The sequence below is a fragment of the Pseudomonas sp. B20 genome (assembly GCF_020515755.1).
Lineage (GTDB): Bacteria > Pseudomonadota > Gammaproteobacteria > Pseudomonadales > Pseudomonadaceae > Aquipseudomonas > Aquipseudomonas syringae.
The window spans coordinates 261,057-285,325 of sequence record NZ_JAHPJG010000003.1; the positions used below are offsets into that span (position 1 = coordinate 261,057).

At 58.9% G+C, this 24,269-nt stretch carries 23 protein-coding genes; 7 read left to right on the plus strand and 16 right to left on the minus strand.

The window, feature by feature from the left end:
• Positions 1–65: 65 nt before the first annotated feature.
• From LIX91_RS04965 to LIX91_RS05005, 9 genes are all read right to left on the minus strand, one after another.
• On the minus strand, positions 66–707 hold the full coding sequence (locus LIX91_RS04965; protein ID WP_004402969.1) for a CatB-related O-acetyltransferase: 642 nt from the start codon (positions 705–707) through the stop codon (positions 66–68).
• A gap of 39 nt (positions 708–746) precedes the next feature.
• Positions 747–1,631: a glycosyltransferase family 2 protein gene (locus LIX91_RS04970; protein ID WP_032702646.1), complete on the minus strand. Its 885-nt coding sequence runs from the start codon at positions 1,629–1,631 to the stop codon at positions 747–749.
• Positions 1,632–1,887: 256 nt separating this feature from the next.
• A complete protein-coding gene (gene cyoE / locus LIX91_RS04975) occupies positions 1,888–2,775 on the minus strand; it encodes a heme o synthase (protein WP_003314082.1) in 888 nt (295 codons plus the stop codon).
• A gap of 10 nt (positions 2,776–2,785) precedes the next feature.
• Positions 2,786–3,118 carry a cytochrome o ubiquinol oxidase subunit IV gene (gene cyoD / locus LIX91_RS04980; RefSeq protein WP_003409003.1) on the minus strand — a complete coding sequence of 111 codons (333 nt, stop codon included), beginning with the start codon at positions 3,116–3,118 and terminating at the stop codon, positions 2,786–2,788.
• Complete coding sequence (locus LIX91_RS04985; RefSeq protein WP_003409001.1) at positions 3,118–3,750, minus strand: cytochrome o ubiquinol oxidase subunit III; 633 nt, start codon at positions 3,748–3,750, stop codon at positions 3,118–3,120. The genes cyoD and LIX91_RS04985 overlap by 1 nt, the downstream gene beginning before the upstream one ends.
• A gap of 3 nt (positions 3,751–3,753) precedes the next feature.
• Positions 3,754–5,766: a cytochrome o ubiquinol oxidase subunit I gene (cyoB, locus tag LIX91_RS04990; RefSeq protein ID WP_003408998.1), complete on the minus strand. Its 2,013-nt coding sequence runs from the start codon at positions 5,764–5,766 to the stop codon at positions 3,754–3,756.
• A gap of 3 nt (positions 5,767–5,769) precedes the next feature.
• Positions 5,770–6,711 (minus strand): ubiquinol oxidase subunit II, encoded by a 942-nt coding sequence (gene cyoA, locus LIX91_RS04995; protein ID WP_025990861.1) that lies wholly within the window; start codon positions 6,709–6,711, stop codon positions 5,770–5,772.
• A gap of 10 nt (positions 6,712–6,721) precedes the next feature.
• Positions 6,722–6,922 (minus strand): hypothetical protein, encoded by a 201-nt coding sequence (locus LIX91_RS05000; protein WP_003314077.1) that lies wholly within the window; start codon positions 6,920–6,922, stop codon positions 6,722–6,724.
• Positions 6,923–7,174: 252 nt separating this feature from the next.
• Positions 7,175–7,684 carry a disulfide bond formation protein B gene (locus LIX91_RS05005; RefSeq protein ID WP_003415299.1) on the minus strand — a complete coding sequence of 170 codons (510 nt, stop codon included), beginning with the start codon at positions 7,682–7,684 and terminating at the stop codon, positions 7,175–7,177.
• Positions 7,685–8,296: 612 nt separating this feature from the next.
• Between LIX91_RS05005 and LIX91_RS05010 the strand changes: the two genes are divergently transcribed.
• The 3 genes from LIX91_RS05010 to LIX91_RS05020 all read left to right on the plus strand — a co-directional run bounded on the left by LIX91_RS05010 (position 8,297) and on the right by LIX91_RS05020 (position 10,593).
• On the plus strand, positions 8,297–9,193 hold the full coding sequence (locus LIX91_RS05010) for a chemotaxis protein (protein ID WP_003408993.1): 897 nt from the start codon (positions 8,297–8,299) through the stop codon (positions 9,191–9,193).
• Between the two features lie 65 nt (positions 9,194–9,258).
• On the plus strand, positions 9,259–9,720 hold the full coding sequence (locus LIX91_RS05015; protein ID WP_032702658.1) for a GNAT family N-acetyltransferase: 462 nt from the start codon (positions 9,259–9,261) through the stop codon (positions 9,718–9,720).
• Between the two features lie 117 nt (positions 9,721–9,837).
• Positions 9,838–10,593: a YkgJ family cysteine cluster protein gene (locus LIX91_RS05020; protein WP_003415294.1), complete on the plus strand. Its 756-nt coding sequence runs from the start codon at positions 9,838–9,840 to the stop codon at positions 10,591–10,593.
• 18 nt (positions 10,594–10,611) lie between these two features.
• On the opposite strand, the gene LIX91_RS05025 is transcribed toward LIX91_RS05020, so the two are convergent.
• The 7 genes from LIX91_RS05025 to LIX91_RS05055 all read right to left on the minus strand — a co-directional run bounded on the left by LIX91_RS05025 (position 10,612) and on the right by LIX91_RS05055 (position 17,501).
• Positions 10,612–10,836 (minus strand): hypothetical protein, encoded by a 225-nt coding sequence (locus tag LIX91_RS05025; protein ID WP_003415292.1) that lies wholly within the window; start codon positions 10,834–10,836, stop codon positions 10,612–10,614.
• Positions 10,837–10,929: 93 nt separating this feature from the next.
• Positions 10,930–11,928 (minus strand): fimbrial protein, encoded by a 999-nt coding sequence (locus LIX91_RS05030; protein ID WP_003415291.1) that lies wholly within the window; start codon positions 11,926–11,928, stop codon positions 10,930–10,932.
• 1 nt (position 11,929) lies between these two features.
• Positions 11,930–12,715: a molecular chaperone gene (locus LIX91_RS05035; RefSeq protein ID WP_226488046.1), complete on the minus strand. Its 786-nt coding sequence runs from the start codon at positions 12,713–12,715 to the stop codon at positions 11,930–11,932.
• A complete protein-coding gene (locus LIX91_RS05040; protein WP_226488062.1) occupies positions 12,712–15,174 on the minus strand; it encodes a fimbria/pilus outer membrane usher protein in 2,463 nt (820 codons plus the stop codon). The genes LIX91_RS05035 and LIX91_RS05040 overlap by 4 nt, the downstream gene beginning before the upstream one ends.
• Positions 15,175–15,377: 203 nt before the next feature.
• A complete protein-coding gene (locus LIX91_RS05045) occupies positions 15,378–16,130 on the minus strand; it encodes a molecular chaperone (RefSeq protein WP_180301214.1) in 753 nt (250 codons plus the stop codon).
• Positions 16,131–16,193: 63 nt separating this feature from the next.
• Entirely contained in the window at positions 16,194–16,778 is a 585-nt protein-coding gene (locus tag LIX91_RS05050) for a fimbrial protein (RefSeq protein ID WP_003314067.1), read from the minus strand.
• Positions 16,779–17,108: 330 nt separating this feature from the next.
• Entirely contained in the window at positions 17,109–17,501 is a 393-nt protein-coding gene (locus LIX91_RS05055) for a hypothetical protein (RefSeq protein WP_226488047.1), read from the minus strand.
• 280 nt (positions 17,502–17,781) lie between these two features.
• On the opposite strand from LIX91_RS05055, the gene LIX91_RS05060 reads away from it, so the two are divergent.
• From LIX91_RS05060 to LIX91_RS05075, 4 genes are read left to right on the plus strand one after another with little or no spacing between them, the layout of a single operon-like run.
• On the plus strand, positions 17,782–18,948 hold the full coding sequence (locus LIX91_RS05060) for an efflux RND transporter periplasmic adaptor subunit (RefSeq protein WP_226488048.1): 1,167 nt from the start codon (positions 17,782–17,784) through the stop codon (positions 18,946–18,948).
• Positions 18,945–22,049, plus strand: coding sequence for a multidrug efflux RND transporter permease subunit (locus LIX91_RS05065; RefSeq protein WP_226488049.1), 3,105 nt, complete (start codon positions 18,945–18,947; stop codon positions 22,047–22,049). The genes LIX91_RS05060 and LIX91_RS05065 overlap by 4 nt, the downstream gene beginning before the upstream one ends.
• Positions 22,050–22,059: 10 nt before the next feature.
• Positions 22,060–22,737 carry a heavy metal response regulator transcription factor gene (locus tag LIX91_RS05070; protein ID WP_003314062.1) on the plus strand — a complete coding sequence of 226 codons (678 nt, stop codon included), beginning with the start codon at positions 22,060–22,062 and terminating at the stop codon, positions 22,735–22,737.
• Entirely contained in the window at positions 22,727–24,091 is a 1,365-nt protein-coding gene (locus LIX91_RS05075; protein ID WP_226488050.1) for a heavy metal sensor histidine kinase, read from the plus strand. Before LIX91_RS05070 ends, LIX91_RS05075 begins: the two co-directional genes overlap by 11 nt.
• Positions 24,092–24,269: the final 178 nt, after the last annotated feature.

Consider the following 24,269-nt stretch of genomic DNA (forward strand, 5'->3'; position numbering starts at 1 on the left):
AATAAATGCAAACCGACATGGCATTTCTGAAGCAGGTCCGAACGCACAGGCGCTTTTGCGGCCAGTCAGTTGCCCAATGGCCGTGATGTGGCCTGGCGCTGGAGAACGTATGAGAGGAAGGCGTCCATGTCCGAGCTGCACAAGGTCCGTGCCACGGATTTGACTTCCTCCATGGGCCAGTCCCACCAGGCCGTCTGCAGCAGCAGTTGACGAACATCCTCTTCAAAGCGCCAACGGATGAATTTGCACGGATTACCACCGACAACCGAATAGGGGGCGACATCGCGTACAACCATCGCACCAGCACCGACGATTGCACCGTGACCGATCGTGACGCCTGACACGATGAGCGCGTTGGCGCAGATCCAGCAGTCACTGCCAATGGTGACATCACCCTTGCTGGGGGAGTAATCCTTGATATCTGCCAATTGCTCGACCATTGCGGGAAATGGATAGGTCGTGATCCAGTCTGTGCGGTGCTCACCACCCAGCAGAATCCTCACCCCTTCAGCAATCGAAGTGTAGGACCCTACGCGCAGCACGGAGTCATCACCAAACTCGACGATATCCGGCGCGCCGTACGTGCCTACACCCACTTCGGCTCGCGGGTATTGCAGTCTGATCTTCTGCGCAAGCCTCTCCAGTTTGTCGAGTTTGCGCAGCTGCTTGCGTATTTTTCTGTTTTTTAACAGCTCGATGAATTTCATATCTTCAATCACATGTTTTTTTGCACAGTCAGGCCGCGCTCACCGATAGCTCAGGAGCAAACGCTTGCAGCGCCGCAAGGTCGTTCTGTTGATCTGCCTCCACGGGATGGAAAACAACAGACTCCAGGCATATCGCTTGTCCGCGACCGCAGCGTATTTCAAGGCCTTGTTGATGGCCTGAGTGCGACCGCTCTGGTATTCGCGATGATCCCGATAAGGCTCGATGCTCTTCAGGTCAGCCTCAAGCAACACCTTGTACTTGCGCGAAAGGTTGTTCGGGTGCCGCCGATAGCGTGTGACGATCTCGGGGAGCACATGAATTTCATAGCCCAGATGAGCGATTTTCAGTGTTGCCTGAAAATCCTGAACCTTTATCTGCGGGTCATAGCCGTTCGCATCCTTGATGGCCTTCATGCGGTACAGAGCGACCGGCGCGCCGACGACCACCGCGTCGCGCAATATGTCATCGAACGTCAGCCGCTCGATGTGATCGCGAGACTGACGTTTGATTTCCTTGCCGTCGCCATCCATGTAGCTGACCAATGCGCCGACACAGCCTACTGCAGGGTGATTGTCCAGATACTCGGCACGAATCCGCACCGAGGAGGGAAGCATGATGTCATCCAGGTCCGGCGTGGAGAGGTAAACGCCTTTGGCGTAACGCAGACCATGGTTGAGGGCAGCACTGACGCCCTGATTGGCCTGGCGATAAAGCTGGAAAGGATAGCGTTGCTGCAGGGACTCAAGCATCGCGATGCTGTTGTCGGTCGAGCCATCGTCAACGATGATGACCTCGAAGTTCTCGTAGTCCTGAGCAAAGATGCTCTGAATCGCGACCTCGAGAAATCGCTCGGCGTTGTAGCAAGGGGCAATGATGGAAACCAAAGGGCTGGGCGTGGGGTTCTGACTTTCTGAAGACATCATGGGTAGCAGCCATAATCATGATCAGCCCTGGCGGGCTCGGAAACCGGATATCCGTAACAGGTCGCTTGAAAACGGCACATCATGCGGCAAGCGCTCCTGATTTTCCATGAAAGGTCAAAAACGCCCTGCAAACAGGCGTTTACAGCCGCCGAAAAACTGTCGGCATACCCTGCCTTTCATCCAGTGTAGATCGACACCCAAAAAAAACCCCGTTCTTCGCAGGACGGGGTTTTTTCATATCGCGTATCAAGTGAAATCAGAAGGCGTAAGTCACCAGCAATTCTTTCGTCACCTGAAAGTCGACCGACATCATCACGCTCAAGGCAGTAATGGTGAAGATCGAAAACACGAACAGCTTGCGAGCCCAGACAGTATCGTCAACGGCCTTGTAGCCCTTCCAGGCCATGTACAGCCAGTACATGCCCATACCCGCTGCGACAGCCAGGTAGTTGAGGCCCGCGTAGCCACCGACGGTCAACATCAGGGTCGCTACGAGGAACGCCAGGATGTAGAGCATGATGTGGCGCTTGGTAACCAGAATGCCGCGCTTGACCGGCAGAACCGGAATCTTCGCAGCACGGTAATCATTGAAGCGGAAGATGGCGATCGCATACGAATGCGGCATCTGCCACAGGCTGAACATCACCAGTAGCGTCAGGGCCGCAAAGTCGAAGCTGTTGCTCACTGCGCAGTAGCCAATCACCGGCGGCATGGCCCCCGAAAGACTGCCCACCAGCGTGCCGTGAACGGATCTGCGTTTCAGGTACAGGCTGTAAAGGCCGACGTAGATCACGAACCCGATCACTGCAAACAGTGCGGCCAACGGATTGGCCTCGGTGTACAGCAGGCCAACGCCTGCGATACCGAGCAGGGTTGCGTAGAGCAGCGCCAGTTTCAGTGAAACCAGGCCCTGCACCAGAACCCGGTTACGGGTTCTTTCCATTCGCTGATCGATATCGCGATCGATGCAGTTATTGAACACACAACCGGACGCAACGACCAGGGAAGTACCGATGACCGCCGCAAGGAAAACGCCGAAATCGATATTTCCCTTGGAAGCCAGAAAAAAGCCACCTGCCACCGAAAGCACGTTACCGAAAATGATCCCCGGCTTGGTGATTTGGATAAAGTGCTTCAGTGACATCTGGTATTCCTCAATGCGCCATCATTTCGCGGTGGACGCTGAAAATGATCCACAGCGACAAGCCGACCAGCAGGACGATAACCATCGTGGTAAAGGCGAAGGCCATCACGTTGTTACGTTGCACGCTCGTGAAGTCCAGATGCAGGAAGTAATGCAGGTGCACCAGAATCTGGATGATCGCGAAGACTAGAACGATTGCGATCGTCATGTCCTTCGGCAGTGAAGGTGACATCACCAGGGCAAACGGAATGGCGGTCAGGATGATCGACAGTACGAAACCGATGACGTACGACTTCACTGAGCCGTGACTATTGTCTTCAGCGGAGTGATGCGAATTTGACATTACAAAGCTCCCATCAGATAGACAACGGTGAACACGCCGATCCAGACAACGTCCAGGAAGTGCCAGAACAGGCTCAGGCAGCTCAGGCGCGTCTTGTTGGTGTTGGTCAGGCCCTTTTTCTGGACCTGGAACATCATGATCGCCATCCAGATCAGACCGCTGGTCACGTGGGCGCCGTGCAGGCCTACCAGCGCGAAGAACGCTGACAGGAAGCCGCTGCGGCTAGGACCGAAGCCCTCTTCGATCAGGTGATGGAACTCATAGATTTCCATGCCGATAAAGGCAGCACCGCACAGAAAGGTCAGTGCCAGCCAACCCAGTACCTGGCTTTTATTGCCCTTGTACAGTGCCAGCATGGCGAAGCCATAAGTGATACTACTGACCAACAGGAACGCGGTTTCCACTGCCACGAATGGCAGCAGGAAGATGTCCTGGCCCGAAGGACCGCCCGCGACACTGTTGACCATCACGGCGTACACCGCGAAGAACGAGGCGAACAACACGCAGTCGGTCATCAGGTACAGCCAGAAGCCGTAGACCGTCATGCCACCGCTGTCGTGGTGATCGTCATGCCCATGATCATGGTCGTGACCGTGATCGTGGGCTCCGGAGTTGATTGCAATATTTGACATTGTTTAAACCTGTTCCAGCGAGGACTTGACAGGAGTGTATGCACCGTTGGCCGCCAGGACCTTGTGATGCTCACCTTCAATACGCGCTACATCTTCAGCAGGCACCATGTAGCCCTGGTCGTCACGCATGGCGTGAGCAACGAAGACAGCAATGGTCGCAACCAGGCTTGCGCCTACCAGCCACCAGATGTGCCAGATGAATGCGAAGCCGAAGACCGTCAGCAACATACCCATGTACAGGCCGGTAGCCGTGTTGTTAGGCATGTGGATCGCCGAGTAGCGGGCAGGAACCTTGTAAGCGGTACCGGCACGTTTTGCATCGGTGAACGGGTCGATGTCGTCAGCTTTTGGCAGCTCGGCAAAGTTGTAGAACGGTGGAGGCGAAGAAGTGGACCATTCCAGGGTATGGCCATTCCATGGGTCACCGGTCAGATCGCGGTTGTTGTCGCGGTCACGGATACTCACGAACAGCTGGATCAGCTGCGAAGCGATACCCATGGCGATCAACACGGCACCGAACAGCGCGACGTCCAGGTAGATGTTCCACTCTGGCATGTCAGTAGCGTTCAGACGACGGGTCATGCCCAGGAAGCCCAGCGCGTACAGCGGCATGAATGCGACGAAGAAGCCGACGATCCAGAACCAGAACGCTGCCTTGCCCCACTTCTCGTTCAGGGTGAAACCGAACGCTTTAGGGAACCAGAACGCGAAGCCGGCGATGTAACCGAATACCGCACCGCCGATGATGACGTTGTGGAAGTGAGCGATTACGAACAGGCTGTTGTGCAGCACGAAGTCGGCACCCGGGATCGCCAACAGAACGCCGGTCATGCCGCCGATCGAGAAGGTGACCATGAAGCCCAGGGTCCAGAGCACCGGCGCAGTGAAGCGCAGACGGCCCTGATACATGGTGAACAGCCAGTTGAACAGCTTCACCCCCGTCGGGATCGCAATCAGCATCGTCGCCAGACCGAAGAAGGCGTTGACGTTGGCACCCGCACCCATGGTGAAGAAGTGGTGCAGCCAGACCATGAAGCCCAGGATACAGATCGCACCAGAGGCGAAGATCATCGACTTGTGGCCGAACAAACGCTTGCCGGAGAACGTGGAGATGACTTCCGAGAACACGCCGAAGGCCGGCAGGATCAGGATGTACACCTCAGGGTGACCCCACGCCCAGAACAGGTTCACGTACATCATGGGGTTACCGCCCATTTCGTTCGTGAAAATGTGGAAGTCCAGGTAGCGGTCAAGGGTCAGGAACGCCAGGGTAGCGGTCAGGATCGGGAACGAAGCCACGATCAGGATGTTTGCCCAGGTGCAGGTCCAGGTGAAGATCGGCATGTCCATCAGCTTCATGCCAGGGGTACGCATTTTCAGAACGGTCACGAGGAAGTTGACCCCCGTCAGCGTCGTACCTAACCCGGATAACTGTAGCGCCCAGATGTAGTAGTCGACCCCTACGCCAGGACTGTATTGCAACCCGGAAAGAGGTGGATACGCGACCCAGCCGGTCTTGGCGAACTCACCGACACCCAGAGAGATGTTGATCAGCAGCATACCTGCGACCAGCAGCCAGAAGCTCAGGGAGTTCAGGAACGGGAACGCCACGTCGCGAGCGCCGATCTGCAGAGGCAGAACGATGTTCATCAGGCCCGTGAAGAACGGCATCGCCATGAAGATGATCATGATCACACCGTGAGCGGTGAAGATCTGGTCATAGTGCTCAGGCGGAAGGAACCCTTCGGAACCGTTCTGGGCCATCGCCAGTTGGGTACGCATCATGATCGCGTCGGCAAAACCGCGCAGCAGCATGACCATGGCAACGACGATGTACATCACACCGATTTTCTTGTGGTCGACAGAGGTCAACCACTCAGACCACAAGTACGTCCACTTGCGGAAATAGGTGATCAACCCGACAACCGCAATGCCGCCGAGCGCGATCATGGCAAGTGTCACCATGACTATGGGCTCGTGGAACGGCACCGCTTCCAGACTTAATTTGCCAAACATCGTTTACTCCTCTGCCCCAGCAGCTGAATTTTTGCCTTTTTCCGCACCAGCCTCACCGGCTACTTCCTTCTCACCAGCAACAACCTTCTTGCCTGGATTCATACCTTCATACTTGTCGATGACGATCTGGAACAGGTTCGGGGTGACCGAGGAAAAGAGTTCGACAGGGTTGCGTTCGCTCGGCTTGATCAACTCGGCGTATTCGGCCGTGCCAAGCTTTTTGGGCGAGCTCTTGACTTCGCTGACCCAGCTGTCGAAATCAGCCTGGCTGGTAGCGATGGCCTTGAACTTCATGCCGGTAAAGCCTGCGCCACTGTAGTTGGCCGAAATACCGTTGAATTCGTGATTCTCGTTGGCAATGAGGTGCAGCTTGGTGTGCATGCCCGCCATCGCGTAGATCTGACCACCCAGACCCGGGATGAAGAACGAGTTCATCACGCTGTCCGAGGTGACCTGGAAGTTGATCGGAGTCTTGGCCGGGAACACGATCTTGTTGACCGTGGCAATGCCGTAGTCCGGGTAGACGAACACCCACTTCCAGTCAACCGAGATCGCCTGGATGGTGATCGGCTTGACGTCCGAATCAAGCGGACGGTAAGGGTCCAGCGAGTGAGTCGAGACGTAAGTGATGTACCCCAGGAAGACCAGCAACAGCATGGGTACGCCCCAGACTGCGATTTCGATCTTGGTGGAGTGAGACCAGTCCGGCGTGTACTTGGCAGCCTTGTTCGACGCGCGATACTTCCAGGCGAAGATCAGGGTCATCAGGATGACCGGGATCACGACAATCAGCATCAGCAACGTTGCGATTATGATCAGGTTCCGCTGCTCGATACCCACCTGCCCTTTTGGATCGAGCAGAGGTACGCCATCGCATCCACTGAGCAAAAGCATACAGAAAAGGGCCAAGAAGCCAAAAAACCTGGGGTACCTTTTTTTACTCATTTCACGACCTCTAAAAGCAGCTTGCGCGGTGCAGTTGGGTTTCGACCGCCAACACTTCGCCCTGCCAGTGCCGGCTAATTTTTTTGAATTGAACAAGGGCCGCCAGTACGCACAGCGGCGTATCGACAAGTCCGGGTTTAGCTATGGATTCTTGTTTTTTGAGTTGCTGGAACTGCCCAAAACTTCGGGCAGACGCTTTCGACGCGGCCATTATACGCCCTCAGAGGCAAGCGTTGCGCTGCCTGTTCAGAGTGCACAGGGGACGCTCCAAGCCTCAAAATGCTGATCGTTCGGCCAAGCTGAACGACAAGTGACGGGGATTGTAGATACGTAAATTTTTAATGACTATGCCTAATTTTGTAACAGTTATTCTCTATACGCGTAACAATCGTCCTGCAAACGCCTCATTTCACCTGAAAAAAGCCCCGTATTCACGGGGCGTTTTTAGCGAAAGCCCCTGTAGTTAGTAAGGTTTGCGGCGATTGCGGACGATGCACGCCGGTACCAGAACTGCAGTCAGGACAAACGCCGTCAGCGCCCATTGCGCGAGTGACAATCCGAGAACCGGCGGATATGGCGTCGTGCAGAAACCGCTGACCTGAAACCCTGTAGGGAACAGTGTAGCCAATGGCAGGCCATCGACAATCGGCTGCAGCACATCGATGCCGCAGCTGTCGGACGGATGGGCGAGGATCCAGACATGCCGGCCGGCAGCAGCAATACCGCCAAGGGCACTGAGGGTGACCAGGGTTTCAAACACCGTGACGCTGCGACGTCCGGGCATGGCGGCACCGATGAACGCAAAAATGGCGATGAACAACAGTGCGTAACGCTGCAGAATGCACAGCGGGCAAGGCGCTTCGCCCAAGGCGATCTGCATGTACAGGGCGCCGCCGATCAGGGCCAGGCAGATAATGCCCAGCAAAACCAGAAAGCGCTTTTCGCGTCTCAGGTACAACGTGTTGTCGCTCATTCACATACCTTACTGAACTGATCAAGGGGTTGGTCAACGCCATGCAGCGTGCGTGAGCAACCTGGACGAGGGTGGACGGCCTGGCTGAGCCGAGGCGTGCGCGATGATCATCTGTCTGATTCGGCAACTCAAGCATTGGCCAGCCATACGGACGCATTTGCCGGCCAGGTGGTCTGCGCGGCAGCAGATGCACGACCGACAGGACGTTTTTTGCAGGGGCCGGATGCAAAGCCCTTCTATATATAGAAGGGTGCGTCAGTTTGTCGCAGCTCTTCTTCTATATATAGCTGCGGTATTTTGTCGCAGGGCGCCTTTCTGGCAAAGCACTATGACGTGCGAACCCGCTACACAGGTTGTGGGAATGCAGAGAGCGACAATCTGCCGCCCTCCCCCGGTTTGACTCAACCGAAGCCAGACTGCCACTATCGGCGCATGGGCAGCCAGTTTCTCGGGCCCGCCACGGTGCAGTGCAACGACGTCCAATGGCAAGCGAACGGCGCGCTCGGCTGTCGGTTAAAAATCCTCAAGCCAGCCCGCCTCGGGTCGATAACCTGTCATAGAAAGTTGTTTGCCGCTACCAGGCGACGAAACACCTACAGCCAGAAGGTTCATATGTCCAAGAACGTCCGAGCAGATTCACTTTCGCTGCTCCTCTTCACGTTGCGCAGCGGCAAGCTGATGGCGATCAACCTGCTCAAGGTCAGCGAGATCATTCCCTGCCCGCCTCTGACCCATCTTCCCGAATCGCACCCACACGTCAAAGGTATCGCGACGTTACGGGGTTCGTCACTGTCGGTTATCGACCTGAGTCGTGCGATCGGCGAGCGACCGCTGGCCGATCCAGACGGTGGCTGCCTGATCGTCACGGATGTCAGCCGCTCGAAGCAGGGCCTGCACGTTCAGGCCGTGAGCAAGATTGTGCATTGCCTGACCACCGATATCCGTCCGCCACCCTACGGGTCGAGCAGCAAGTCGTTCATCACCGGGGTCACGCAGGTCGACGGCGTGCTGGTACAGGTACTGGACATCGAGAAGGTGATCCACGGTATCGCCCCTGCGCAGATCGTCGTGCAGTCCACAGAGCTGGCCAAAGAGGATGCGGAACTGCTGAGCAAGGCGCGTATTCTGGTTGTCGATGACAGTCAGGTTGCCCTGCAGCAGTCGATCATTACCTTGCGCAATCTCGGCCTCGAATGCCACACGGCGCGCAGTGCCAAAGAGGCCATCGACGTTTTGCTCGACCTGCAGGGTACTGCGCGACAGATCAACGTGGTGGTGTCCGATATCGAGATGTCGGAGATGGACGGCTACGCCCTCACCCGCACACTGCGGGATACCCCGGACTTCAGTGACCTTTACATCCTGCTGCACACCTCGCTCGACAGCGCGATGAACAGCGAGAAGTCGCAGATTGCCGGGGCCAATGCCGTGCTGACCAAATTCTCGTCACCCGAGCTGACCAAATGCCTGATCGAGGCCGCACGCACAGTGGTCGCCCAAGGGCTCTGATCCCTGAGCGCACAGCCACACAACGTCCGAACCTGACCGATGCATCCGCCGCGCATTACTGGCTGATGCGTCGGGATCTTGCAGTGCCAGTGCCCATCCCGGCCTGGCCGCCTGGCATCCAGCCATATCCCTTTACGCTTGAGCGAGCCGCAGAGGTTCATCGCCTGCTGACCCTGGGTTATGGCAGCGCGGCAGGCTGCGTGGCGGATTATCCGGACTGGCTGGCTGCATTCGAACACGATCCTGAATGCGATCCATCGCTGTGCTTTCTGGCCATGCGTGACGAAACGGTAGTCGGTGTGATCGTGTGCTGGACCAGCGCATTCATCAGGGACCTGGTTGTGCACCCTGATGTGCGACACAACGGGATCGGCCACGCCCTGCTCAATCATTTGTTCACCCATCTGCATACGCGCAATGAAGCATCGGTCGACCTTCACGTCATGGAAAACAACCTGGCGGCGCGGCGGCTTTATGAAAAATCCGCAATGGCTTATCTCAAGCGTTTCGACACCCCCGCAGCCTGAGCCCGCTGTTGACCGGCCCGACGAGTGGCGCGCAACTTGCTTCCCGAGAAACACCAAGCGAGTGAGTGACCAATTGTTGTCGCTTGCCGCCTACCTGTTGGACGGGTCATCGAGATAATGGACACCAAGTTTTCCTGCGTGGGGTGTGGCGGCTGCTGCACCGACCATCACGTACCGCTGACGCTCGGCGAAGCCGCGCAATGGGCGGCAGATGGCGGCAACGTCATCGTGCTGACCGAAGCATTTTTGAGCAATGGCTATGGGGTTTCCGAGACGCAGCTGACCCATGCCAGCCGTCGCTCGACCGAGGTCAGCACTGGCAGCACGACAGCCTTTGTGGCGATCACCTTCGCGGCCTACAACGTGGGGCGCTGCCGGAATCTTGACGAGAAAAACCTGTGTCGCATCTACGAGCGCCGGCCACTGGTGTGCCGAATCTATCCGATGGAGATCAACCCGCACATCCCGTTACGCCCGGAGAACAAAGGCTGTCCGCCAGAGTCCTGGGAGCAGGGTCCTGACCTTATCGTCAACGACAGGCTGGTCGACAGGCAACTGATAGACCTGATCGAACAGTCGCGTCAGGCCGACCGGGATGAAATAGAGACCAAACAACTGATTTGCCAGAAGCTCGGCATCCGTACCACCGCCCTCAAGGGCAACGGTTTCGTCGCCTACCTGCCGGACATGGGCGCGTTTGCCGCCGCTATCGAAGAGGTCGCAAATCCAGCGCAGGATGAACAAGCCCAAGGCTCGAAGTGGGAATTTCACGTCGCCGGCCAGCACGTTCTGGACACCTTGCAACAGGAAGGTGCCGAGGTGACTGACCGGCAGCCGGTTTCCTACCTGTTCATCCCCTTGCAGGCGGCCTGAGCAGGATCACTCAGGCGATCAGCGCTTGCCCATCGACCTGCGGGTGCCAGCCGGCGCGACGCCCGGGGTCTTGTGGTGGCCGTGCTTGTTGTTTTTCTGATGCCACGCCGGCTCCTTTTTGGCCTGGGCAAACTCCGAAGGCTTGAACGGAAAGCTGAAAGGCGCAATGACAGCCTTGTTTTCAGTGTCTGCGACGGAGTCGGCTGCGGCGTCTTGAACAGGAGGTTGTTCAGGGGTGGTCATGGTGTCACCAGAAAGTCGAATTGGCCGGGCAAATGCCCGCGGCCGCGCAGCATACATCAATCGCCGCACAACCGCCCGAGCCTCCTGTCGCCGTCATTTGTAGAACAGATCGACCATCACCTCGGCATTAAACGGTCCGGGCCGTGGCGTGCTGGTATTCCATAGCAGTTCGGCATTGAAGTCCGCCCTGGCAGTGTTGGTTTCGCCGAGCAATTCCGCCAGATGAAATGGCTCGTTGTAACGTAGCGGCTGACCGTTGACTGCACTGGTAATGCGTATCCCCAATGAATCATTACCGACGGGGACCAGCAGCTCGCCAGACAGAGTGCCTGTCACCGGCCTGAAACGCGCATCGATGCTGAACGGCGAATCACAGCTGCGGCTCGTCAGCAGGGAGAATGTCTGAGTGGCGGTCACTTTGCCAATGGCCACCTGGTGTATCGCAACGTCGCCAAATTCCACGATTTCCGGGAGCACTTGCAGATCGGCGTCGCAGGCCACGAACCTCAGCCCCCGCAGGTTATTGATCACATAACTGAGGCTGCGCCCTGACAGCCGACTCGGGTCTGTCGCGCCGCCCAGCTGAAAAAACCGGTAATCGAGCAGATCACTGGCCACGCCGGAGGACGGTGTAGCGCCGAACTTCTGGATAAATACCGAAAACGCCAGGCTAAAGCGCACTTTCGGGCAGTTTTCGAGCGTGCTCTCACCCTCGCGACACATCGGCATGTAGCTGCCGGTACCGACCCGACCACTGCCTTGCAGGTGATCGATGCCCTGCAACGTCAGTCCGGCGCGAATCCCCTGACCGATCGAACGATTGTCCGGATTCAGGTAGATAAAAACCTCCTCCGCTTCGGGCTGCCAGCCCTCTCTGGCGCACTCGACCTGAACAGTCAGAGGTTGGGAACGCCATACCACTTCCCCGTCAGGCATCGACTCCGGGATTGCCACCGTACTGCTCAGGTCATCGTGAATTTCGGTTTCGCCCGTCCCTTGAGTGGTACAGACCACTGCGAAAGTGGAAGCCGGATGCAGTAACAGCAACACGGCAAGGGATCGCAGCCAGCCTCTGGCAGAGAGATGTTTCATATCAGCATTCGTCCTGAATGGAATTGTTTTTCGGCGGCCTGGCGGTAGTGGCCGTCTGCCCGGTGAGCTGTGCGCAATGGGTTCGTCGGCCGCCGTAGTCGGTCAGCGCCTGGTATGAAAAACGATATGTGGCAGAGGGCTCGACACTCGCCGGTACAACCATCGAAATCTGGGCGCCCGGCGCCAACAGCAGATGATCGCCGAGCTGCACCCCGTCGATATGCAGCGCTTGCAGAGCGGCGTGATAGGGCGTCGGGTTACTGACCGTCAGCAACAAGGCGTGCGACGGGTCATGAGTCAGTGTCCACAGCAGCCGCGCGGGGGTGTCGGCCGGATCACCGTCAAGGCCGGGGGGCCGGTAGAACACGTTGATGCGTTGGCGCACGGCGATGTTCAACTGCCCCGCACCGTCCTGGCGTCGGGGTATCTCAAGCACGTAAAGATGCAGCAGCGACTCGTGTTTCTGCGGCATGCCTGTGCCCTGATACAGCACGCGCAAGGTCTGCCTGCCGCCCACCGGCAGGCGTGAAAGCGGTGGCGTGACCACGAATGGCAGCGCCTTGCGCAGCTCACCCGGGGTGTCGGCATCGTGCGCGGCGTCGCTGAGCCAGGCCTGTACAAGTGCCTCGGACGTGCCGCGATTACGCACCTCGAGCGTGACTTCGCGATACTGCCCGTCGAAAACCAGCCGCGTTCCACTCAGCGAAACAGCGCCCTGCGCCGCCAGGCCGCTCGTCAACAGCACAGCCGTCAACAGCGCCTTGCATGAGCCAGCGAAAGCGCTCATCGGCATATCACCCTGATCCGCTCGTAGGCACGCGACGGGTCTCTGGGCGGTAGCGAGAATGTCGCCTGACATCGTTGATCGGACCAGCGCACCCACAGGCTGCCGGCATCCTGCTCGCTGAGCACCAGCGCCTGGCTGCCGGGATCGACCACTGCCAGCGCCCTGCCCTGCTCATCTTCGACACTGGCACCCAGCGGCACCTTGCTGCCATCGGTGCGGACCAGTTCGAACTGGACCCGGCGGCCCACGTTGGCCTTGAAGCGCACCACCGGTATTGCGCCCCTGCGCGGCACGATCTGGGTGATGGCGTTTTCCAGATCGACATCAGCGCCCAGCTGCCGGGTATCCAGGCTGACCCAGTTGGTGCGGTAGGCCTGCGCATAAGGCAGAACCGCATAGCCGTTGCCGGCGGTCTCGACGTTGCTGAACGACTTCAAGCGGGCGCCACCGACATCCGGCACCTGAACCAGCGCAAAGGTTTCTCCCAAGGCCTGCCCCAGGTTCACGCCACCGGCATGCGCCACCAGCGAACCCGCAGCGGACAGGCTGAATGCATCGTAGTCCTGGCCCTGGCTGTATCCGGCCTCGAAACGGCCGAATGCCGTGCTGGTGCTGACCTTGCCTGCGCCAAAACTGCCGGAGGTGCTGTCACGTCCAGCCTGTACCGAATAGAACGTGTCGCGGTCGCCCAGCACCTGGCCGTTGAGACCGGCCTGCGCGTTGAACTCGCCACGGCTGTCGCGCACCGCGTTGAAAGACAATCGCGACGAGCCGGGGCTGGACCCGAGCGGCAGGGTCACGCTCAGGGCAATACGATCGTCGGTGCTGGCGTCACCGCTTCGCCCGAAATCCTCGTTGCGTTCGACGGACAGGCTGTAATTGAGCGAACGCCAGGCCGCGTTGTAGGACAGGTAAAGTTGCCGGGTCTTGCCGGGCAGGTTCCAGTAGCGCTGCTCGGACGCTGTAAGGCTCAGCGACGCCGACTGGCCAGGCACTATCTGAGTGATACTGAGTTCCAGCCGATCCCGCGCCAGCCCAGAGGACAACACTCGCCGCTGCTCGCCGCTGTCGCTGACGTGCTGGTTCAGGGTCCGGTATTGCTCGGTCGAATATCGATAACCGGCCACTGCCAGCGTGGTGTCGGTCACGTCCAGCGTGTTGGCATAACGCACCCGCAGGCTCTGACCACTGCGCGTCTGCTGATCTATTTTGCTGACCGAGCGGGTGAGGTCCATCGACACCGCGCCCAGCCCGGTGTTGACCCCGGTGCCTATATTAGCGGCCTGATAATCCTCGGCCAGTTGCCCCCCGGCGAACCCGGTAATCCGTTCGGAAAGACCGTAGATCAGAGCTGCACTGGCAAACGCCGGAGAGGCGTGCTGATCGTCGTTGTTGTCGACCTGCCCGCCGGCCAGGCTGTAGCGCAGCGAGCCTGCGGGAACCATGATCGGCAATGACGCATAGGCCTGGGTGAAGGTTCGTACGCGCCCGTCGGCTTCGATGACAGACACCGACAAGTCGCCATTGGAGCCACTGGGATAGATATCGGCAATCTCGAAAGGCCCGGGCGACACACTGCCGCTGTAGAGCAGAAAGCCGTTCTGGCGAACTTCCACGGTTGCATTGGTTTCGGCAATCCCGCGGATGACCGGGGCATAGGCGCGCTCACTGTCCGACAGCATGCCATCGTCAGAGGCCAGGGCCGCGCCCCTGAAGCGGACACTGTCGAAGACCTGCGAATCGGTAAACGTCTCGCCCAGCGTGAGCTGGCTTTTCAGGGCGGTGATATCGCGCTGCGCGAACGTACGATTACTGCGATAACGCCAGGGCCTGTCACTGCCGCCGACCGGAGAGGACTCGTTGCGCAAACGCCAGGCGCCGACGTTCAGGCCGTTTCGCAGCCCTACGTAGTACTGATCGGTTTCCAGGCCCTTGTTACGCCGCCGACTGCCATTGAAGTTGTAATTGATAAAGCCTGCGGTCTCGCCCTGGTCCCAAAGCTCCGGCGCCACATAACCACGAGTACCGCGCGACATCACCGCTTGCGGCACACTGATCGTCAGTCGCAACGCACCGGGCTGATAGTCGACGCGAGCAAATTCGACACGCGCAGGCAGGTCGAAACAGGCCTGGGCAGATACCTCACCTGACGGCAGACGACTCAAGTCCAGACCAAAGCTCTGTAGCATCTCGAGCGACAGGCAGGGCTCGATCAGGCCTGACAGCGGATTTTTCAAAAAGCGCATGTCGCGCCTGCCGCTCAGCTTGCGATTGACGTAGATATCAACCCGGTAAGTACCGGGCAGCACGCTATTGGAGCGCAGAAACTCCTGAAGGTCAGCCGGCTGATCGCTTCCCTGGATAAAAGCCGTATTGAATCTGGCTGCCCCGTCGCCACCCGACGAGGCGGCCGACGCGCTGACCGCAAACATCAACGTCAATCCGAAACCGATACCCAGCGCACAGCGTCGGGGGTGAGGGAGCGCGCACTGGGCAATGACTCCCTCATAAACTTCTTTGCGCCATTCCATAGCGGTCTTCACTCTACTTCGGCTGTCGCGCGCGCCGCGCAATCCTTTTACACAGACGCAGGTCTGCCGGGCTGCCTTGTCACTGAGGCCCGACGGTTTGAATACTGAACGCTGACAGTGGATGCGCCAGCTTATCGGGGCGACGCCTTGCCGGCGTTAACCGGTTGTTTATGGGTAAGGGTTGCCTGATAAGGCACTTGTCCGCCGTAGTCATTGAGACTGACGAAACTGAGCAGCAACGGCGCATTTGCCGGGGTGTGCTGTAACGGAATACGCAGACGCTGATGCGGCGCCAGCATCTGACTGTCCAGAAGGGCAAGTTCAGTATCATGTTGGCGTATGGAAATCCGGAGCATGGAGACATGATAGGGGCCGGGATTTTCGACCTGCACGCCCGTATCGTCGATTAATTGCCAGCTCAGTTTTTCCGGTGCCTGCTGTGGATCACCCTGCAAACCATCAGGCCGGAAGAAGACCTTGATGCGCTGACGTACCGCGATCTGCAGCGTGTTTTCTGCTGCGGTCTGGGGTATTTCCTGAACATTGAGCCACAATACCGATTCACGATCGGTGGGCATGTCGGTCCCGGAATGAATGATCCGCAACAGTTGCCTGCCACCCCCGGCCATACGCGCAAGTGCGGGGGTGACAATGAACGGCAGGTTCGGCAGACTTTCGTGAGTGCCGGCCGCCGCCACAGGCGATTCAAGCCAGGACTGCAGGAGAATCTCTCCCCCGCCACTGTTGTGAACACCCAGACTGACCTCTTTATCAGTGCCCTGGTAAATGACTCGCGTCGTATTCAATACAATGCCCGCCTGAACGGTGGATGCGCAGAACAACAACGCAACAAGCATCGTGTAGCGGAAAAAATCGGGAAACATGCTGACGTTCGCCTTGAATTCGGTAAAGGACAGAGCGAGCACTGCCCGCCCTGTCCGACACGATTACTCGTAATCCATCACGAACGGCAGGAAGCCGTCGGCATTACCAGGATTGGTGGGCGTGCCGTTAAGCACATACACCGCGCCAAAATTGATTTCGGCGGTGGCACCGTTGGCGCCATCCTTGATCAGCGTGGTGTCGACGGTTTCGTCACCACTCAGATCCATCAGCACACTGGACGCATTGAGCAGGCCGATACCGACGCCATCTGCCGCACCGGTGGTGCGCAGGAGTTTCGCGTCGTTGTTGTCCAGGCCACTGCCGTTACGGGCAATAAGGCGCATCTTCACCATGTTGTACTGGTCTGCACCCGCACTGCAGTTGACCAGCAACTGGATGGGGGCAGCCGTCTCGAATCGGCTTTCGCTCGATACACCGATATCGGAGAAGGACACGTTGCCCAGGTCGATATTGATTTCGCCAGGGTTGGTCCCGGCACTGACACCCGTGCCCGGCCCCACATCGCAGGAGATATTGGTCAGTGTTCCGTTAAAGACCATTGTGCCGTTGTTCGCCGCACTGGCGGTACCTGCCATGCCAACGCCCATTACGCCCAGAACTGCCAATGTAAGAGAAAGCTTTTTCATGCTAACGACCTTCCTTGTGTTATTTCGTGTGTGCCCGCTATCGGACGGTGAGCACTATAGAGCCAGGTCTATTTCAGTGCTGTCAGCTCGGTAACTTTCACCCCGCAGACAACACAACACGACACGCAGGACAGGTCTGTAGGAATAATTATAAGGTGTGCCGGGCACACTGATAAAAACCCTTTTCCACACAGAAGCGCGCCGTTACTCAGGTACAGACTACCGACGCTTTCACTGTGGCCGAGATTATTTATCGTTGACACTTTGCGGGCACTGGACTGCCACTTGAGAACGTGACAGTCCGGACAAGAAAACACGACAGACCGGTATTTACTGATAGCTCAACGTAACAACGGCAGCGCGCGCCTGCAGGGCTCCTCCGTCGATGACCACGGCGGCAGGCAACACCTGATACTGCGTCACGAAAGGCATTGCCTGCCCACCACAGACATTGCGTTCGGTGCTCACATGAATAGTGACCCCGGGTGCAACTTCCAGCGTTCTCGACTGAACACCGGGCGCCGTCATTTCTGTACTGGAAACCCTGCAACTGCTGTTGACGATACTGCCACGCAACGTTATTGCACTGTCCTTTGCCCATGACACAGCGGGAGCAGTCAGCCACACCGTCGACAGGATTGCGACCCACAAGCGTTTATCAAGGGGCCGCAACTTCCACATCACTTTTCCGTTCGTTTTCTGACTGCTCATGGCGTACTCCATTCATTGACTCATACGATAATTTAAGTTGATGAGAGAATGACCTGCCAGAAACCTACTTAGGAAAATGTAGGAAAACTCCTAGGACTTAATAAACATCTGGACAACTATCTCTTCAACATAGGTATCGTCCAATTCCGACTTTTCTTGACTGCACGCCACACCCGCTGGAGGCTTTCTGACAAACCTGACAGCTGAAAGTCATTCTGTTGACCGGGTTTGCAGGCTATAAGGAAGCTGTAAAAAACATCTCTCCCGTACTGACATTTGGCGTTTTCTTCATATGCGCAGAAAGACCCTGACCGTCACCGCCGTCGTCCTGGTGATCGCCTGTGTGGCGATTGCCGGCTGGAAACTGACACGCCCGGCCACACTCCCCAAACATGCCGCTGCCGCCGTGCCCGTCAAAGTGATCACGGTCAGCCTTGAGGACGTGCCGCGTTTCGTCACAGGGATCGGATCGGTGCTGTCGCTGCAAAGCGTCGTGATCCGCCCCCAGGTGGATGGAGTGCTGACGCGCGTGCTGGTCAAGGAAGGTCAGCAGATCAAGGCCGGGGACCTGCTGGCAACGCTGGATGACCGCTCTATCCGGGCTGCGCTGGAACAGGCGCGTGCCCAGTTGGCGCAGAGCAAGGCGCAGCTGGACGTCGCGCAACTGGACCTCAAGCGCTATCGCCAGCTCACCCAGGAAAATGGCATCTCGCGACAGACGTTCGATCAGCAACAGGCACTGGTCAGGCAGCTCGAAGCCACGGCGAAAGGCAACGAAGCGAGCATCAACGCCTCACAGGTGCAGTTGTCCTACACTCAGATTCGCTCGCCGGTGACGGGACGGGTCGGTATTCGCAATGTCGATGAAGGCAACTTCCTGCGCGTCAGCGATACTGCCGGGCTGTTTTCAGTGACCCAGATCGACCCGATTGCCGTGGAGTTTTCCCTGCCACAGCAGATGTTGCCCACCCTGCAGGGGCTGATTGCCGAGCGCGACGCGGCGACTGTCAAGGCGTATCAGGGCGACGGCGCGGCCAACGGCCTGCTGCTGGGTGAAGGCACGCTTTCATTGATCGACAATCAGGTGTCGGCAAGCACCGGTACGATCCGCGCCAAGGCTCAATTCAAAAACCCCGGCGAGCAACTCTGGCCAGGGCAACTGGTGACCGTGAAGATCCAGACCGGTATCGAACTCAACTCGCTGAAAGTGCCGCCACAAGTGGTGCAGCGCGGCGTTGACCTGCACTTCGTCTATCGGCTCACTGCCGATAACAAGGTAGAAGTCGTCCCCGTCAAAGTGCTCTATCAGGACAGCGAACAGACGCTGATCAGCGGGCCACGTGCTGGCGATGTACTGGTCAGCGACGGCCAGTCGCGGCTACGCCCGGGAGCAACGGTCGAAGTGATCACCGCGCCTGCTGCGGATGTCGCCAGCGCGCAAGTGGAGCCCGCACGATGAACGGCCGGGGCTCGGTGTCGGCGTGGTGCATCGACCACCCGGTGGCCACCTTATTGTTGACCTTCGCACTGGTCCTGCTGGGGGTCATAGCGTTTCCGCGGCTGCCGATCGCGCCGTTGCCGGAAGCGGAATTCCCGACCATTCAGGTCACCGCACAGCTCCCCGGCGCCAGCCCCGAGACCATGGCGTCTTCGGTTGCCACGCCACTGGAAGTGCAGTTCAGCGCGATACCGGGCATGACCCAGATGACCTCCAGCAGCGCACTGGGCTCCACCAACCTGACGCTGCAGTTCACGCTCAACAAAAGCATCGACACTGCGGCCCAGGAAGTCCAGGCCGCCATCAATACCGCAGCCGGACGCCTGCCGGCCGACCTGCCCAACCTGCCGACGTGGCGCAAGGTCAACCCGGCCGACAGCCCGGTGCTGATTCTCAGCGTGAGTTCCAGCCTGATCCCGGGCACCGAGCTGAGCGACGTCACCGAAACCATTCTGGCGCGCCAGCTCAGCCAGATCGAAGGGGTGGGCCAGGTATACATCACCGGTCAGCAGCGTCCGGCGATTCGTGTCCAGGCCGCCCCCGAGAAACTCGCCGCGCTGGGGCTGACCCTGGCGGACATTCGCCAGGCGGTGCAGCAGACCAGCCTGAACCTGGCCAAGGGCGCCCTGTACGGCAAGGACAGTATTTCGACCCTGTCCTCCAACGACCAGTTGTTCAAGCCGCAGGACTACGCGCAACTGATTGTTTCCTACAAGAACGGTGCGCCCGTCCAGCTCAAGGATGTGGCTCGGGTGGTCGCGGGCTCGGAAAACGCCTACGTCAAGGCGTGGTCCGGCGATCAGCAAGGCGTCAACATCGCCATCTTCCGCCAGCCGGGCGCCAACATTGTCGACACCGTGGACCGTATCCAGCGTGAACTGCCACGCCTGCAGGAAATGCTCCCGGCCAGTGTCGATGTGTCGGTACTCAATGACCGCACCCGTACCATCCGTGCCTCGCTGCATGAAGTGGAACTGACCCTGATGATCGCGGTGCTGCTGGTGGTGGCGGTCATGGCGCTGTTCCTGCGCCAACTGTCAGCCACCCTGATCGTCAGTGCGGTACTCGGGGTCTCGCTGATTGCCAGCTTTGCGATGATGTACATGTTCGGCTTCAGCCTGAACAACCTGACACTGGTGGCCATCGTGGTCGCGGTCGGTTTCGTGGTGGATGACGCCATCGTGGTAGTCGAGAACATCCACCGTCATCTCGAAGCCGGCCAGGGCATGCGCGAAGCCGCGATAAAGGGCTCCGGGGAAATCGGCTTTACCGTGGTGTCGATCAGCTTCTCGTTAGTGGCGGCGTTCATTCCACTGTTGTTCATGGGCGGCGTGGTCGGGCGACTGTTCAAGGAATTCGCACTGACCGCAACCGCGACCATTCTTATTTCGGTGGTCGTCTCCCTGACCCTCGCGCCGACCCTGGCCGCCCTGTTCATGCGCGCGCCTACCCATCACCCGCATCAGAAACCGGGGTTCGGTGAACGCCTGCTCGCCTCCTACGAGCGTGGCTTGCGCAAGGCCCTGGCCCATCAGCGGCTGATGCTTGGCGTGTTCGGCCTGACCCTGGCGCTGGCGGTGGTCGGTTACATCCTCATACCCAAAGGCTTCTTTCCGGTTCAGGACACCGCTTTTGCACTCGGGACCACCGAGGCGGCCGCCGATATCTCCTACCCGGACATGGTGGAAAAACACCTGGAGCTGGCAAAGATCGTCGGCGCGGACCCTGCGGTGCTGGCGTTCTCGCATTCGGTCGGTGTTTCGGGCAGCAACCAGACCATCGCCAACGGCCGCTTCTGGATCTCGCTCAAGCCACGCGCCGAACGCGATGTGTCGGTCAGTGAGTTCATCGACCGCCTGCGCCCCAAACTGGCCAAAGTCCCGGGCATCGTTCTGTATCTGCGCGCCGGGCAGGACATCAACCTCAGTTCCGGGCCGAGCCGCAGTCAGTACCAGTACGTGCTCAAGAGCAACGACGGCGAATTGCTCAACACCTGGACGCAACGGCTGACTGAAAAACTGCGCAGCAACCCGGCGTTTCGTGACATGTCCAACGACTTGCAACTGGGCGGCAGCGTCACGCACATCGACATCGACCGCAGTGCTGCCGCACGATTCGGCCTGACCACCGCCGATGTCGACCAGGCGCTGTACGACGCGTTCGGCCAGCGGCAGATCAGCGAGTATCAGACGGAAGTCAACCAGTACAAGGTGATCCTTGAACTGGACGCCCAGCAGCGCGGCAAGGCCGAAAGCCTGGCGTACTTCTACCTGCGCTCACCGCTGACCAGCGAAATGGTGCCGCTGTCGGCGCTGGCCAAAGTCAGTGCGCCGCGCATGGGGCCGTTATCGATCAGCCATGACGGGATGTTCCCGGCGGCGAACCTGTCATTCAACCTGGCTCCCGGGGTCGCGTTGGGTGATGCTGTGCGCATGCTCGATCAGGCCAAGAACGAAATCGGCATGCCCGCCTCGATCATCGGCAGCTTCCAGGGCGCAGCACAGGCGTTCCAGAGTTCGCTGGCCAACCAGCCCTGGCTGATCCTTGCGGCGCTGGTGGCGGTGTACATCATTCTGGGTGTGCTCTATGAAAGCTTCGTGCACCCGCTGACCATCATCTCCACCCTGCCCTCGGCAGGTATCGGCGCACTGTTGCTGCTGTGGATGATGGGCCAGGACTTCTCGATCATGGCTTTGATCGGTGTGGTGCTGCTGATCGGTATCGTCAAAAAGAACGGTATTCTGCTGGTGGACTTTGCCCTGCAGGCACAGCGCGAGCAGGGCCTCACGCCCCAGGAAGCCATTTATGAGGCCTGCATCACCCGCTTCCGACCGATTATCATGACCACCCTCGCCGCGCTGCTCGGCGCGCTGCCGCTGATGCTCGGTTTCGGCGTCGGTTCCGAGTTGCGTCAGCCGCTGGGCATTGCCGTGGTCGGCGGCCTGCTGGTGAGCCAGATGCTCACGTTGTTCACCACGCCGGTCATTTATCTGCAACTGGAGCGGCTGTTTCATCGACGTCACCCGGCGCCCGACGCACCGGCGCTGGCCCTGCACAAGTGAGAGTCGCCCGATGCGCGTGCTGATTATCGAAGACGAAGAAAAAACCGCCGATTACCTGCGTCGCGGCCTGACCGAACAGGGCTATGCCGTGGACGTGGCGCGCGACGGGATCGAGGGCCTGCACCTGGCGCTGGAGAATGACCATGCGATCGTGATTCTCGACGTGATGCTGCCGGGCCTGGATGGTTTTGGTGTGTTGCGCGCGCTGCGTGCGCGCAAACAGACGCCCGTGATCATGCTGACCGCGCGCGAGCAGGTCGACGACCGCATTCGCGGCCTGCGCGAAGGCGCGGATGATTACCTGGGCAAACCTTTTTCCTTTCTGGAACTGGTCGCCCGCCTGCAGGCCCTGACCCGGCGCAGCGGTGGCCACGAACCGGTGCAGATCACCATCGCCGACCTGTGGATAGACCTGATCAGCCGCAAGGCGACCCGCGCCGGCCTGCGCCTGGACCTGACCGCCAAGGAGTTTTCGCTGCTCAGCGTGCTGGCCCGGCGTCAGGGCGACATTCTCTCCAAGACGTCCATCGCCGAGATGGTCTGGGACATCAACTTCGACAGCGATACCAATGTGGTCGAAGTCGCGATCAAGCGCTTGCGGGCCAAGCTCGATGGCCCTCACGAACACAAGCTGCTACACACCATTCGCGGCATGGGCTATGTGCTGGAGAACCGCAGTGCGGGTTGATTCGATTGCCCTGCGCCTGAGCGGGCTGTTCGCGCTGGTGGCACTGGTGGTCTTCCTGCTGATCGGCTGGGCCTTGTACCTGCAGGTCGACAAGAGCCTCGACCTGCTGCCCCGCGCGGAAGTGGACGCGCGCTACAGCGTGCTGGAATCGGCAGTCAATCGTTTCGGCAACCCGGAGCACTGGGGCAAGATCAAGAACAAGCTCACCTTGCTCAGTGAAGAGGACAAGCGCCTGCGCTTCTGGGTGGTGAGTGACAATCCGCTCTACGAGTTCGGCAACCCTGGCGCTGACATTCGTCGTTTTGCGCAGGGGCCGCTGGGCATGCACGACCTGAAACTGGCGGATCACCCGTTTTCGTTTAAAGTGCTGGTCAGCGAGTTTCCCGCCAAGGAACAGCGTCCGGCACTGCGCTTTCTGACCGCCATCGACACCGAGACGTTCTGGCACACGCAGCACTCGCTGCTGGTCGCCTTGATCAGCCTCGCCACGCTGGGCATTCTGCTCGCATCGGCGCTGGGCTACTGGGTCGCGCGAATTGGCTTGCGACCGCTGACCAGCCTCTCGCAGGAAGTCCAGAAGCTCGCCCCGCCGCGGCTGTCCGGACGCTTGCAGCTGTCGCCGCTGCCGCCGGAACTCGAACAATTCGTCGCCTCGTTCAACTCCACGCTGGAACGCGTGGAGCAAGCCTACTCAAGGCTGGAGTCGTTCAATGCCGACGTGGCACACGAGCTTCGTTCACCGCTGACCAACCTGATCGGTCAGACCCAGGTGGCGCTGACCCGCGGCCGCTCTGCCGAGCATTATTTCGAGGTGTTGCAGTCGAACCTCGAAGAGCTGGAGCGCCTGCGCTCGATCATCAACGACATGCTGTTTCTGGCCAGCGCCGATCAGGGCACCAAGGTCAAGGCGCAGACCTGCACCTCACTGGCTGAAGAAGTCGCTACGACGCTGGATTACCTGGACTTCATTCTGGAAGACGCGCACGTGCAAGTCCGTGTCAACGGCGACGCCAGCGCGCCGATTGAAAAGCCCCACCTGCGCCGCGCGCTGATCAATCTGCTGCATAACGCCGTTCAGCACACTCGCGCTGGCGAAGTCATTGAAGTCAACATCGAATCCCGCGATGCCCATGTCACTGTCAGCGTGACCAATCCGGGCGTACAAATCGCTCAGGAACATTTACCCAGACTGTTCGAGCGCTTTTATCGGGTGGATGCCTCACGCAGTAACAGCGGCGCCAATCACGGCCTGGGGCTGGCCATCGTCAAGGCGATTGCCTTGATGCACGGCGGCACCGTGTTCGTGAACAGCGCCAAGGGCGCCAATACCTTCGGCATCCAGTTGCCCCGCTGACACCGAAAATACTGACTACACTGACCATTTTCACGGCCCTCAGTGTGCGTCTGTTCGCAGCGTTTTAAATACACTTGCTTTATTCACATTCCATTCATATGAGGCTATAAGGAGCGTGTTATACACGCGCCAATAAGTTCCCCAAATAAATGATAATTTTATTAACCGATTATCAAGA